This window comes from Frankia sp. AiPs1 (genome assembly GCF_023716945.1).
Classification (GTDB): domain Bacteria; phylum Actinomycetota; class Actinomycetes; order Frankiales; family Frankiaceae; genus Frankia.
This window is the reverse complement of record NZ_JAMQQF010000126.1, coordinates 1-13,663: the sequence shown is the minus strand read 5'-3', so window position 1 is coordinate 13,663 and position 13,663 is coordinate 1. Positions and strand designations below refer to the sequence as shown.

Annotated in this window: 9 protein-coding genes; 3 read left to right on the top strand and 6 right to left on the bottom strand. The window is 70.5% G+C overall.

From position 1 onward, the window contains the following. Positions 1-37: 37 nt before the first annotated feature. Positions 38-946 (bottom strand): PIG-L deacetylase family protein, encoded by a 909-nt coding sequence (locus tag ND748_RS13810; protein ID WP_251746207.1) that lies wholly within the window; start codon positions 944-946, stop codon positions 38-40. Between the two features lie 245 nt (positions 947-1,191). On the opposite strand from ND748_RS13810, the gene ND748_RS13805 reads away from it, so the two are divergent. Beyond that, positions 1,192-2,922 (top strand): diguanylate cyclase domain-containing protein, encoded by a 1,731-nt coding sequence (locus tag ND748_RS13805; protein WP_251746206.1) that lies wholly within the window; start codon positions 1,192-1,194, stop codon positions 2,920-2,922. 58 nt (positions 2,923-2,980) lie between these two features. Here the strand turns inward: ND748_RS13805 and ND748_RS13800 are convergent, their stop codons facing one another. Together ND748_RS13800 and ND748_RS34620 are read right to left on the bottom strand one after the other, a co-directional pair. Then, positions 2,981-4,435 (bottom strand): radical SAM protein, encoded by a 1,455-nt coding sequence (locus ND748_RS13800; protein WP_251746205.1) that lies wholly within the window; start codon positions 4,433-4,435, stop codon positions 2,981-2,983. Then, positions 4,435-7,110 (bottom strand): glycosyltransferase, encoded by a 2,676-nt coding sequence (locus ND748_RS34620; protein WP_251746204.1) that lies wholly within the window; start codon positions 7,108-7,110, stop codon positions 4,435-4,437. Before ND748_RS34620 ends, ND748_RS13800 begins: the two co-directional genes overlap by 1 nt. Before the next feature lie 443 nt (positions 7,111-7,553). On the opposite strand from ND748_RS34620, the gene ND748_RS13790 reads away from it, so the two are divergent. After that, the gene (locus ND748_RS13790) at positions 7,554-8,012 is read left to right on the top strand and encodes a response regulator (RefSeq protein ID WP_308205638.1); all 459 of its coding nucleotides are present in this window, start codon (positions 7,554-7,556) and stop codon (positions 8,010-8,012) included. Between the two features lie 67 nt (positions 8,013-8,079). Here the strand turns inward: ND748_RS13790 and ND748_RS13785 are convergent, their stop codons facing one another. Together ND748_RS13785 and ND748_RS13780 are read right to left on the bottom strand one after the other, a co-directional pair. Further along, positions 8,080-9,030 (bottom strand): SDR family NAD(P)-dependent oxidoreductase, encoded by a 951-nt coding sequence (locus ND748_RS13785; RefSeq protein ID WP_251746203.1) that lies wholly within the window; start codon positions 9,028-9,030, stop codon positions 8,080-8,082. A gap of 308 nt (positions 9,031-9,338) precedes the next feature. Further along, positions 9,339-10,211, bottom strand: a complete 873-nt coding sequence (locus tag ND748_RS13780; protein WP_251746202.1) for an ABC transporter ATP-binding protein — start codon at positions 10,209-10,211, stop codon at positions 9,339-9,341. A 1,677-nt stretch (positions 10,212-11,888) separates the two neighbouring features. On the opposite strand from ND748_RS13780, the gene ND748_RS13775 reads away from it, so the two are divergent. After that, on the top strand, positions 11,889-12,869 hold the full coding sequence (locus ND748_RS13775; RefSeq protein ID WP_251746201.1) for an ABC transporter substrate-binding protein: 981 nt from the start codon (positions 11,889-11,891) through the stop codon (positions 12,867-12,869). A 278-nt stretch (positions 12,870-13,147) separates the two neighbouring features. Here the strand turns inward: ND748_RS13775 and ND748_RS13770 are convergent. Next, positions 13,148-13,663, bottom strand: a 516-nt coding sequence (locus ND748_RS13770; RefSeq protein ID WP_251746200.1) for an RICIN domain-containing protein, incomplete at its 5' end; no start/stop codon positions are given.

The window sequence follows — 13,663 nt, the reverse complement described above, 5'->3', positions numbered from 1 at the left end:
GTGCGGGTCGGCCCGGGGAGCGGCGCCAGGCCGGGCGCTACCGGCGCTGGTCGGTGCCGGCGCCGGACCGCCACGGGCGGTCGAAGTCGAGGTGGTTGAGCGCGCCCGCGTCGACGTAGACCTCGTACGGGCTTTGCAGGGTCGCGAGCAGCGAGCCGGTCACCGGCGCGGCGGCATCGGGCTCCGCCTGCCCCTCCCCCACCTGGGTGGCGTGCTCCGCGAGGGCCAGGCGCTGGCGCTCCCGCAGGCCGCGGGCGTCCACCAGCAGCGGACGGCGTTCCCGCAACCGATGGACCGGCTGGACCAGCAGCCGCTGCGCCGACCAGCCCGCCGACCCGTAGCCCAGGGTCCAAGGCCAGTGCGTCCAGAGCCAGACGGTGTATTCGAGCACCTGGCCGCGGTACCCGGTCGCCGCCACCGCCCGGCGGACCGCCTCGTTGGTCGCGTCGTGGTCCGGATGCCCCTCGCAGGAGGTCGGCGCGAGGATCTGGGCGGGCTCGAGCGCGCCGATGAGCTCGCCGAGCCGGGCGGCGACGGCCTCCACCCGGTCGGTGAGCTCAGCGTCGGGGAATCCGAGGAACAGCACGTCGGACTCGTCGACGTCCAGCAGGGCGCAGGCCCGGCGGGTCTCAACCTTGCGCAGCTCGACCAGCTCCGCCGGCGGCAGCGTCGCCGGCTCCCCGCGGGAGCCATCGCTGACGATCACCACCGTGACCGGGGTGCCGACGGCCCGTTTGCGCAGGATCGCCACCGCGCATCCCAACGTCTCGTCGTCGGGATGCGGGGCGACCACGAGACAGGATCTCGTCGCCATGGACGAGGTGATGTCGATGCCGCGCCGGGTCCAGGCCCTGCGCCACAGCGAACGCGCCGGCACCATCACCCGGTCGCGCGTCGTCTCCGGATCCCCCGGGATCACCCGGCGGACTGCCCTCGCCACATCCATCCCGTCGATCTCCCCGTGCGACTGGTCCGTTCACGACCGCGAATCCGATCACGACCGGAGTCACTGTAGCGAGCGTCGCCGGCAGCCCCGTCCGCGGCTGGCGGCGGAAAGCTGGTCAGCCGCCGGTGCCCCGCGGCTTGTCGACGCCATCTTCGCCGGCATTGTGGATTGTGTCTGATTGATTACCTTAGCCGCGACCGGGTATGAGGCCTGCGGAGATGGCCGGGCAGAGTGGGTGAGCGGTCGTGACGCAGGGGGAGCGTCCGGACCTTTTCGAGGTACTGGACATAGCGGTTGCCGAAACCGGCGCGCGAGATCATCGCATCCGGCGCGCCAACGCGGCGGCCTGCGCCGTCCTCGGCCGCCCCGAGACCGAGGTGATCGGTCTGGCCTGGGAGGACATCGCCGTCCCGGAGGACAAGGAACGCTGGGCCGCGCAGGCGCGTCTACGGCTGGCGACGGGCCAGCCCAGGACCAGGATGATGCTGCGCCTGCTACGCCCGGACGGCTCCGTCGTGCACGCCCTGTCCACCATCGTGCTGCGGACCGGTCCCGACGGCGAGCAGTACTTCCTGTCCACTCTCCAGGACGTCTCCGAGGAGATCGCGGCGCACAACCGGCTGCGGCTCGTGGTGGAGAACACCCCGGTGTCGATCTTCCTGGCGGACCGCGACGGCCGGGTCCTGGTGAGCGAGGGGACGGCGAGTCCACAGGCCGCGGCGGGGCTGTCAGAGGCGCGCCAGTCCTCCATCTTCCAGACGTTCGCCGACCTTCCCCAGGCGATCTCGATCATGCACAGGGCGTTGGACGGGGAGCGGGTCAACGAGATCATCTTTGCGTTCGGCCGGTGGCTCGACGTGCATCTCGTGCCCATCCCGGGCAGCGGCGGCGAGGTGGGCTCCGTCGCCGCAGTGATCACCGACATCACCGAACGGCAGCAGGCCCTGGCGAGCCTGCGGGTCCGGTCCGCCGAACAGGCCGTGATCGCCGACCTCGGCCAGCGGGCGCTGGAGGCCGAGTCCCCGGCCGCGTTGTGGGAGCGCGCGGTGACGGCGCTGGCCGACCATCTCGGCGCCGACTTCGTGCAGGCCCACGACGTGGGCGAGCACGGAGCGCGGGGTGGCCTGCTCGCCCGCGTGGATCGGCGTGTCCCGCCCGAGCCGCCCCTCGCCGACCCGATCGGTCTGACGGTCCCGGTCGGGCGGGCCAACCAGGTCCTCGCGACGATCGAGATCCAGCGGCCGCCGGGCGCGGAGGCGTTCACCGACCAGGAGGTTCGGTTCCTCCACTCGGTCGCCGCGGTGCTCGGCTCGGCGGCCATCCGCTTCCGGATGGAGAGCGAGATCCGCCACCGTTCCCTGCACGACGGGCTCACCGGGTTGCCGAACCGCACGGCGCTGCTCGATCACCTCGATCGGGCGCTGCGCCGTGCCCGCCACGACGACCGCCGGGTCGGGGTGCTCTTCATCGACCTCGACGGGTTCAAGGCGGTGAACGACACCCTCGGGCACCAGGCCGGCGACGAGGTGCTGCGAGCCACCGCCGGCCGACTGGGACAGGCGGTGCGGCCCGGTGACGTGGTGGGCCGGCTCGCCGGCGACGAGTTCGCCGTCCTGTGCGAAGACGTGGCCAGCAGCGCGGATCTGGCGGCGATCGCCGACCGGGTGCTCGCGGCGCTGGCGGTGCCGAGCCTGCTGCGGGAGCGCCCGATCGTGCTGACCGGCAGCGTCGGTCTCGCCCTGTCCGGCCCCGAGCCCGACGACGGCGAGGAGCTGTTGAACGCCGCCGACATCGCGATGTACGTGGCGAAGCGGGCCGGACCCGGCCGGCGTATCGCCTACGACCGGTCCATGCGCACCCGCCTGACAAACCGGCTCGCCCACCCCGACGAGCTGAGGCGCATCCTGGACGGCAACGATCTGATCATGCTGAGACTCACCGCGGTCTCGGCCCTCCTGCACGCCGGGCACTGCTGACCGCCGGGCGCCGCCGACCGCCGGGAGGGCTGACCGCCGGGCGCCGCAACGGCCCCCGTCACAGGGCGACATTGATGATCGCCTCGACCAGGGTCCGGCCGTCCCGGGTCAGCGTCACCGTCCCGGCGGCCTCGTCGACGCCGACCAGCCCGCGGTCCGCCAGGGCGCGGAACCGGCCGAGCCACGGCTCGGCGAGCAGGGAGCTGCCGGCAAACCGGTCGCGATGCAGGCGGTCGTGCAGCGGTTGCAGGGTGGTCAGGGCCATCCGGACCGACCGTGACTCGCGGGCAGCCGGCGAGAACGACGTGGCGGACGCCAGCGGCAGCCGGCCGGACTCGACGGCCTCGGTGTAGCGCCCCCAGGCCACCTCGGTGATCGCCTCCGAGGCGCGGCAGCTCGAACTGCCGCCGAGACCGATCGCCACCTCGGCCTCCTGCCGACCCTGATCCACCATGATCGACTTCCAGGTCTCGGGCCCGCGCCCGGCGCGGGCGAAATACATGGTCGGATGCTCCACATAGCCGGCGCCGGCCAGCCCGTCGGTGAGCACCTCACGCATCTGGTACTGCTCGCCGAGGGTCGGCCAACGGTGCCCGTCGGCGGCGAGCCGGTCGCGGTAGGCGGGGATCTGCCAGGCCGCCGGCCGCTGCCCGGCGACTCCGGTCCTCGTTTCGGCGTACGGCCGCAGGTGGAGCTTCGTGCAGACCACCGCGGTCAGGCCGGTGTCCACGATGACGTCCAGGTCCCGGCGGACGCTGTCGACGGTCTGGTCCAGCAGCCCGTACATCAGGTCGACGCTGATCCAGGCGAACCCCAGCCGCTGGGCGTCCCGGATGAACTCCACGCACCGCGCGCCGGTGTGCGGCCGGCCGGACTGCGCCAGCACCCGGTCATCGAAGGACTGCACGCCGCAGGACAGCTTGGTGACGCCGAGCTCGGCGAGCGTCGTCAGCTTCTCGGCCGTGAGACTGCTCGGATCGCCTTCGAACCGGATCGCGGTGTCGGGGGTGAAGCCGAAGTTCTCCCGGTAGAACTCGAGAAGCCTACGGATGGCGGGTGCGGGCAACAGCGACGGTGTGCCGCCGAAGACGTTGAACTCGCCGATCGGCGCAGCCGCCAGGGTCGGCACCCGGTCGAGCCAGAGCCTGGCCTCGGCGATGTTCAGGTCCACCCACCGGGCCGCCCGGTCCGCGGCCTGCGCGGGATCACCGGCGATCAGGACCGTCGGGTACTGGCAGAAGCGGCAGCGGTAGGAGCAGGTCGGAATGTAGGACCACAGGTGGATGGGCGCGGTGTCGGCGAGCTGGTCGGTGAGGTCCGCGAGGAACCGCTGCGGCGGATGGTCGGCCAGGTCCCCGGGAAAGACGTGCGCGCCGAACGGATCCCGGGCGACGTAGTCCAGCAGTTCCCGGTTGCACGGCGCGCCGAGCACGGGCAACACCGTCGGTGTCGGGTACGACAGGTCGATCTCCCGCAGGGACGCCAGTTCCGTGTTCGCGTCGACGATGGTCATCAGAACACCCCGCCGTTGCCGAAGTGGTCGTGGGCCGCGCCCGACTCCCGGTCCTCGCAGTAATAGCGGACGAACTCCCGGAACCGGCCGTCGGGCACCTCCCGCAGGCAGGTCGGCAGCGGCGGTGGACGGCCGATGTCCGACCCCACCGTCGCCCGCAGCCGGGCGAAGATCTCGTCGGCGAACTCGAAGTACAACCGGTAGCTCGGCGTCTTGTAGGCATGGATCGGAGTGAGGTCGACGACGCGCATCTCGTCGAGGATCTCGGCGATGCGCCGGCTCAGCCGCCGCGCCAACGACGGCGTGAAGAAGTCCGCCACGGCGTCGTCGTCGAGCAGGGACGGGGTGAGCAGGACGGGCAGGATCGTGTTCTTCGGCGTGAAGTCCCTGACGGAGAACTCCCAGGCCTGCCGTGCCTGCGCCGCGGTGAGGTCCCGGGCGCCGTCCGCGGCCAGGTCGGGGTCCCGGATGTCGCGCATCACGATCGTGCCGCCGTGGCCGTACGCCCGGCCGGCGATGACCTCGGCCAGGGCGTGGTCGACCCGTCGGGGATTGATCTCGACCCGCGATCTCGGGGCGTACACGATCTCCTCACCGGATCCGCGCACCGAGATGCCGAAATCCCAGTCGTCGGACAGGTGCGGGACGAACCGACCGTCCTGCACCTGATAGAAGATCTCTATTCCGCCGACCTTCTCGTACGCGCCGCGCTCGACCGCGAAGCCCTTTCCGTCGGGAAAGCCGCCGAACAGGCGGAAGGTCACCGCGCGGCAGCGCAGGGTCCGGTCGATCGCGGCCCACAGCCGCGGCCGTCCGGCAAAGTGCTCGGCACGGTAGTAGTAGTCGCAGACTCCGATCGCCGCCTTTCCCGCCTCCATGGTGACGAACAGCTCCCACAGCCAGGTGGGGTCGACCCGGCAGTCGGCGTCCGCGGAGACCAGGTAGAACCGCCGGGCCGCTTCGGCGTCGGCCCGGGCCCGGCTGCGCGCGACCGCGAACTGCATGCCCGCCCGGCGGGCGCAGGCGACCCCCTGCTCGCCCTCCTGGATCACCTGGACGGGGAGGTCGGGGTGCGCGGCGGCGAACCGGCGGGCGACCTCCACCGTGGTGTCGGTGGAGTTGTTGTCGACGACCACCACCTCGTACGGCACCCGGTTCCGCAGCGGCATACCGTCATCGCCACGCTGGCCGTACAGCGACGCCAGCACCGCCGGCAGGTTCGCCGCCTCGTTGTAGACCGGCAGCACGACGCTCATCCGGATGCCGGCGTCCATGGGCGTGGGCCGCGGTGCCGTGGCCGGCCCTACCATGCGGTCGAGCAGGTCGCGAACCTGGCGGCGGCTGCAGGCGAGGCGTCGGGCGCCGAGTCGCTGGTTGACGGCGACGGTCCGCCGACGCGTCTCGGCGTCGACGAGCAGGTCCGCGACCGCATCGACGAAAGGCGGGGTTGGCAGGTCGCCGGCCGCGAGATCCATCACCGGCGCCTGAAATCCCACGCTGCCGTAGACCAGGTCGTACAGGTCGTAGCCGGTGGTGATGTAGGGGACGCCGGCGGCGACGGCCTCCCCGATCGGATTGCCGTAGCTCTCGTAGTCGCCGGAGGTCAGGAACGAGACCAGGTCGGCGTGGGCGAACAGGTCCTGCACCGAATAACCGTGCCCGGCCGGTCGGCCCACCTCGCCGGCGTGCGGGGCGAGCCAGCCGCCGAACACCACCCGGTCGGCGACCCCGAGCCGCCGGGCGAGCGCGGCGAGACGCACGTACTCGGCCGGCGATTCCGCCCGGTCGCCGGTGACGAACAGGTAAATGTCCGCGGGTAGCCGTGGATGGACATGGAGCGCCGCGAGGAGATGGAGGTCGCGGTCGATGCGCTTCTGCGGGATGAGCCGGGTGGGACGGGCGATGAGGATCGCCTGCGCCGGAATGCCGTAGTCCCGGCGGAAACCGGCGTTGTGCTCGTCGACGGCGGCCGGCGGCGTGCTGAACGTGTTCGGTAGGACCGCGAGATGATGCAGGTCGGGCTGCCAGTGCAGCATCCGGCGGCGGGCCTCGGCGTGCTGGACCAGATACTGGATGTGCGGTGAGTCCACGGGTGCGACCGCGTGCGGATAGGGAAAGATCCCGTACTTGCCCGCGGCCGGCTCGCTCTGCCACATCAGGTCGTGGTCGCGCCAGAGCACGAATCGACCGAGCCCCTCCTCGCGCCCGTACCGTTCGATGGCCAGGTACACCGCCCGGGTGTAGGTGATGTTCTCCGGCAGCGTGCCGTTCTCCACCAGCACAAACGAGACTCCGCGCCGCCGCCAGGTGTCGACGATACGGTGGCTGATCTGCTCGGCAATCGCTTCCACTCGCGGCAGGAGCCGCTCGTCGCCGGCCTGGACCACCTCTCGGAGCACGGCGGTCGCGAATTTCGCGTCATATCCCGGCACGGAGTCGAGCCCGTCGATCCGGGCCAGCCGAACCCAGTCCGGCAACAGTGCGGCCTCGTCCCGATAGGGTTGGAAGAACACGTTCTTGTCGGCCTTCACGTCATACCCGAGGTCGAGATGGACGCGGTAGCCGCGCTGCTGGAAAATCCGGGCGGTCTTCACGAACTCGACCACCACGCCCGAGATGGGGGTCGCGTCGAAGGAGATTCCCCAGAGCACCGATTCGCCGCATCCCACTGCCACACCCACTTTCCGCTGTCCGCCGTCCGCCGTGGTCTCCGGAAATCGACTGCCTTTCCCATCCGCTGGTCGTCGGTGATCCGGTTATACCCGGAGCCGGCCACTTTCCCACCGCCAGTGCGCATCGCCGGCGGCGTTCTCGCCACCGGTTCACCGGAACACTCCGCGGGCCGCGGCAAACCCGAACGAACACCCGGCAGGCCAGCCGGAGAGCCACGGCCGGGCAGCCGCGGCCGGGCAGCCGGACAGCCGCCGCCGGTGAGCGGCCCGCTACGCGGCGGGACCGCTGGTCAGCGGAATCGCCGGGCGGCAGCAGTGGTCGATGGCGGGCCGGGCCGCGGCGGGGTCGCGCGTGGCGGAGGCAGGCTCCCCGAGGCCGCCGGCCGCGTCCGGCGAAATGGTATTACCAGAGCGGGGGAAGGCAGATTTGGGCGTGAGGAGGTTCAGTGCCGGATTCGGCTCCGACCGAAGTGCTCCTGGTGGAGGATGATCCCGGCGATGCCCTGATGATCCAGGTGGCGTTACTGGATCAGGGAGTGCCGGCGCAGTTGCGGGTGGCCGTGGACGGGGTGGCCGCGATGACGTATCTACGCGCCCTCGGAGCGGACCGAAAGGCGCGGCGACCCGACCTGATCCTGCTGGACCTGAACCTCCCGCGCCGGGATGGCCGGGAGGTACTCGCCGAGCTCAAGGCCGATGTCGACCTACGGTCGATCCCCGTCGTCGTGCTCACCGCGTCGGCCGCGGAGACGGACGTCGTCACCTGCTATGATCTTCAGGCCAACGCCTATGTCACCAAACCCGCGAATCTCGATCAGTTCGCCGAGGTGGTGCGCAGAATCGACGAGTTCTTCCTGACCGAGGTCCGCCTTCCGCCGGCTGACCAAAAGGTGAGGAATGCGTAACCATCCGGGCGTACCCCCGGCCGCACGATGCGGCCGGGGTCGGCCTTGACGCCGCTGGCCGGTCTGGTCAGTGGCTGGCGGACTCGCTCATGGCACCGCGGGCCGGGAAGGGGACCATGCTCGCCCCGCCGTCGACGAGCAGGGAGGCACCGGTGATGTAGGAGGCCTCCCGGGAGGCGAGGAACACCACCGCCGCGGCGATCTCCTCGGGCAGGCCGGCGCGGCCGAGCGGGTAGCTGCTGGCCAGCGCGTCAGCCTGTGCGTGGGTGAGGTGGCTGAGCATCCGCTCGGTCACGGTCAGGCCCGGACCGACGACGTTGACCCGCACGCCGAGCGGACCGAGCTCGCCGGCCAGGCCGCGGGCGAACGACTCCAGGTACGCCTTCGTGGAGCCGTAGGCATTCAGGCCGGGCGAGAAGACGCGGTTCGCCGCACCCGAGGAGATGAAGATCATCCGCCCGGGGAGCTTCGACCGACTGAGGTGCGGCACCGCCGCCCTGGTGATCCAGTGCAGCGCGTGGACGTTGCTGCGCAGCAGGTAGTCGAGCGCGTCGTCGTCGATCTCGGCAAGCAGCCCCTGAGCGTTGTCGGCGGCGCTGTGGACGACGACATCCAGCGCCCCGTGGCGGGTGACCGCCTCCTCGAACATCTTCGAGACGTCGGCCCGCTCGGCCAGGTCGCCGAGCACCAGGGAGGCTGACAGCCCCCGCTCACGGAACTTCCGCACGGTACGTTCGCCGTACCGGGCGGTCCGGGCGGCGACGACGACCGTGGCGCCCTCGACGGCAAACGCCTCGGCGATCGTGCGCCCCAGCCCGCGGCCGGCGCCGGTGACCAGGACGACGGTCCCGGCAAAACGCCCCTCGACCGGCACCTGCGGCTTCGTCGCCGGCACGGGGGCCAGGGGCACGACGGCCTCAGCGGCCGACGGTCCGGCGGAGGTGGCGGAGGTGGCGGAGGTGGCGGAGGTGGCGGAGGTGGCGGATAAGCCTGTGGCGTCTTCCGGTGCTGCAGTCATCTGCTCCTCCTGGCTCTCAGGGATGGCCCCGACTGGCTCTCGGGAATGGCCCGAAACTGGCACTTGGGAATGCCCCGACTGGCTCTCGGGGGTGGCTCTACCTGGCTCTGCGCGATGGATCCAGGCCGCGTTGAGGCGAGCGCCGCAGGCCGGTCCGCGGACCCGCACAGGGCGACCGACGGCCGAGGCGCGGCTTTGACCCGATGCCGGAACGCCGTCACCGATGGTTTGGCAGCCGTGACCCGCGACACCGCCAAATCATATGAGCTAACGATTTCTGAGGCTTGCGCCCGCCGCCTCGTGCCTCGTCAGCCGCGCAGGCCGGCCGCGGTGGCCACGGCAGAGGATGCTCGGCGGCGGGCGGCTGGAATGATCATCGGGGTACCGGTCTCGGGGTCGGGGATCACCCGGCAGGCCAGTCCGAAGGTCGTCTCGATCAGCTCCGCGGTGACGATCTCGGCGGGCGGGCCCTCGGCGACGATGCGCCCGGCGGCCATCACGACGAGGTGGGTGGCATATCGGCAGGCCTGGTTGAGGTCGTGCAGGACGGCCACCAGCGTGCGGCCGTGGTTCTCGTGCAGGTCCGCGCACAGGTCCAGCACGTCGAACTGGTGGGTGATGTCGAGGTAGGTGGTCGGCTCGTCGAGCAGGAGGATCGGCGTCTCCTGCGCCAGCGTCATCGCCAGCCACACCCGCTGGCGTTGCCCGCCGGACAGCTCGTCGACTAACCGGCTCGCGAGATCGGTGACGCCGGTGACCGCCATGGCCTCGCGCACGACCTGCTCGTCGCGGGTGGACCACTGCCGCCAGATCGTCTGGTGCGGATAACGGCCGCGGCTGACGAGGTCGACGACGGTGATGCCGTCCGGCGCGATCGCGGTCTGCGGCAGCAGGCCGAGGCGGCGGGCGATCTCCTTCGACGGCAACGAGGCGATCTGCGCGCCGTCGAGGCGCACCGTGCCGGCGGCCGGCCGCATCACCCGGGCCAGGGCGCGCAGGAGGGTGGACTTGCCGCAGGCGTTCGGGCCCACGATGACGGTGAACGCGCCGTCGGGGATCCGCACCGCGAGGCCCTGCGAAACGATCCGACGGTCGTAGGCGAGGGTCAGCTCCTCACCGAGAAGCCGGGCCGCCGGGCGAGCGGCGCGGTCGGGGGCCGGCAAGCCATCGACCGGCGGCATCTCCGCGACCGGCGGTGCCTCCGTGGCCGGCCAGGTCTGGGCGGATCGGGCCGTCGGGCCAGGGCGCCGCCAGGGTACGAAAGCCACCCGACCTCCCGCGTTGTCGGGCTGCCACCGGCGGAGCCCACAGTGCCGACGGCGGCACTCGCGCCTCGTGGACACCCTCGCCGACCAGCCGAAACCGTCGAATGTTTGGTAAGGCTACCCTCAAACTCCGCAAACGGCGACCCGATCGCCGGGGCATCCGCACCGGGCCGTCCGGGCCCCGCCAGGAACGTTGGGGCACTCGCCGCTCCGGCTCGACGAGGCGACCTTCACGCTGGACCCGGCCAACGAGGACACGATCGGCCGGGCGATCGCCGCGCTGTCGGGCCACCTGATCGCCGTCGCGCCCCAGGACTGGCGGCTGGCCCGCGTCCGCGGTACCGATGACCCGATCGCAGGGGCCGGCCGCCACCTCGAGACAGCTTTCCTGAGCTCCACGAGGCCACCGTTCAGAAGGCCACCGTTCGGCCCGGGTTCCGCGGTGGTGTCGGCGGGTTCTTCGGTGCTGCGCACAACCAGGCATGAGACGTCGAATCAGCAGAGCCAGGTGTGGTCCCTGTTCTGCCTTGTGCCGTTGCATCCGCCTTGTGCCGTTGCCCCAGAATGCGGCCGCGGTCTACCGCCACTCGAAGCTCGAGCTGCCGGACTGCAGGAAAACGTAGCAGTGTGGCTGGCTCCCATTCCCCGCAACAGCGGCCCGTGAACGGACGCTGGGTGAGCTCGCCAGCTCGTCACGGTGGTTACGCCAAGCGCCCGTGCGGTCGTGCCCGTAGCTGGGCGGCCGCCTGCCGCTGACCGGCCTGTGCGCGTGGACCGGCCTGTGCGCGTGGACCGACGATGCCCGTACCCGACCGAGGTCAGCATGATCTCCGAGCGGTCTCGCTATGTAGTCTTTCCGTGATCGAAACAGCACACAAGGTAGCAGATCCCCATCCCATCCTCCGCAGATGCGGATCCTGGGACGGCAAAAACTCCACACTTGCGGTGATCCGTGAAATTCCACTACACTGGCCTCGACGCCGGTCCGGACGGCGCCGGTCAACGGGTGCGCCCTCGGCCCGGGAACCGTGCACTGTCCGCGTCATGTCCTGCCGCGAGGTCGGGTCTTCCCCTGTCCCCCACGAACGCTGTCCTTCTACCACTCGTTCTTTGGCGTGCACCCGACCAGCAGACGGGTAACCCAGATACGGACCCGTCCGCCCGACGGCCGATTCCCGCAGTTGCACGACACCCGAAGACTGATGGACACCAGTGTCGGGTTCAGCGGCCTGCCCGGACGTTGCGTACAACGCCGGAGAGCGGATCGAATCAAGTTGCCGGAAAGGCTGGCTTGACGCCCGTCTTTTCCCGCTGCTAACTTCCGCCCGTGACTATTACTCATAATGTGGCGAGCGGGTTTGGCCACTTGGTTCGGGGGGACTTTCAGTGAATTATTTGGGGGGATGGGCGGCGGGTTCGAGGCGCCGCCCGGCACGAGTCGCCATCGCGGTTGGGGTCGCGGGTACGCTCGCGTTGGCGGGCTGTTCAAGTTCGGGCAGCTCGAGCGCCGGCGGGGCCAGCAAGGCCAGTGCGACGCCGGCCACACCTGCGACGCCGGCCACGCACGTCGTGACCGACCTGTCGGGTGCGAAGGTGACGGTACCGACGACGATCAACCGCATCGCGGAGCAGTTCCCGGCGCATACCGTGGCCGACATCATGCTCGGCGTCGGCGACAAGCTGGTCGCGATCCAGCAGAACGTGAGCACGATTCCGTTCCTGCAGGCCGTGCAGCCGTCGATCACGAAGGTGCCGCAGCTGTTCCACAGCGCCAACGTGAACATGGAGCAGCTGCTCGCCCAGAAGCCGGACGTGGTCTCCGCGCTCTCCGGTGGTGACACGGCGAAGCCCTTCCAGGCCGCGGGGATCCCGGCGGTGGTCATGGTCTTTCCGAAGTACGCGCAGCTGACGCAGTCGATCACCGTCGCCGGGGAGACCTACGGTGGCGCCGCGGTGGCCAAGGCGAAGGCCTACAACGCCTACTTCGACCAGGTTGACAGCACCCTGACGTCGAAGCTGGCGACATCGACGACCAAGCCGAGCGTGGTGTACATCGAGGCGTACGCCGGTAACAACATCGTGGTCCAGGGCGGGTCGTCGCTGCCGGACCAGTGGATCACGAAGGCCGGTGGGACGGACGTCGCGAAGGGAATCAGCGGCAGTCGCGTGAACGTGACCATGGAGCAGCTGCTGCAGTGGAACCCGGACAACGTGATCATCCAGGCACCGGGCGGTGACCAGGGCCTGGCCGCCGACACCGGCGCCTCGGTGCTGGCGGGCCTGTCGAAGATCAGCGGCTGGAGCGATCTGAAGGCGGTCAAGTCCGACAAGGTGTTCATCGACCCGCGCGGGCTGTACGCGTGGGGCCAGTACACCGTCGAGCAGGCGGTCCAGCTTCAGTGGGTCGCGAAGGTCCTCAACCCCTCGCTGTTCGCCGACGTCGACCTCCGGTCGGTCACCCGCGACTTCTACAAGAAGTTCTTCGACTACACGCCGTCCGACACGCAGCTCAACGACATCCTGCAGACCACCTCGGCGGACGGCATCGCCACCGCGAAGAACGCCATCTCCTGACCGGGGCCTCGGCACCCCCCGCCCGGCCAGCGCACCGCGAGACGCTGGTGAGGTAGCGAAGGTCGGATCTACCTGGGGCCGCCGAACGGCTGATCAGCGTGCCGGGGCGACCTCGGTGAGGATGGTCGAACCCGCAGCGGCGGGTTGTCCTCCGCACCGAGCTCGTCCTGGCTGATCGGCAACCTGGATCAGCCGACTTCGGAATGCGTACGGACGGTAGCCAGTCCTCATCTCATCCTCCACGCCTGGGGGCTTACCCGACGCACTGTTCACGACGGTCAGGTCCAGTTCTGATAGTTATTGCCACTGCAGGGCAGGGTGTAGGCCTGGTACCCGGTTCCGTTCGGGCTGGTCTGATTGCTGTCCAGGCATTTGCCCGTGCCCGCGTTGCGGAAAGCCTGTCCGAAGCGGGTGCTGGACCCGGCCACCCATTGCTGGCCGGCTGAGCCGTCACAGGCGGTCGCGTAAAGAGAGTCCGGTATTGCGGTGCCGTCGGCGGTGTGGCCGCCGGCGGCGCTGGCCATACAGGTGCCGGTGTGCAGGTTGCGGAGCCGGAGCCCGTCCCGGACCCACTGCTGCCATTCGCCGCCATTGCAGTCGAGCGTGTAGATCCTCGAGCCGTCGCTGTCGAGGCAGAAGCCGGTCGCGGTGTCGGCCCAGGACTTGGTCGTCGGCTGGGCCAGGGGGGCCGCCGCTGCCGGCCCAGCCGCAGCGTTGCCCGAGGTCGCGGCTGGCGGTGGCTTGGGCGCGACCGATCCGGCGACGGGAGCCACACGCCCGGTCAGGGCATTGCC

What these genes read in the sequence shown, in the direction of transcription:
- ND748_RS13810 (WP_251746207.1), bottom strand. Translation starts at nt 946, where the DNA reads ATGGATGTGGCGAGGGCAGTCCGCCGGGTGATCCCGGGGGATCCGGAG.
- ND748_RS13800 (WP_251746205.1), bottom strand. Translation starts at nt 4,435, where the DNA reads ATGACCATCGTCGACGCGAACACGGAACTGGCGTCCCTGCGGGAGATC.
- ND748_RS13785 (WP_251746203.1), bottom strand. Translation starts at nt 9,030, where the DNA reads ATGACTGCAGCACCGGAAGACGCCACAGGCTTATCCGCCACCTCCGCC.
- ND748_RS13780 (WP_251746202.1), bottom strand. Translation starts at nt 10,211, where the DNA reads ATGCCGCCGGTCGATGGCTTGCCGGCCCCCGACCGCGCCGCTCGCCCG.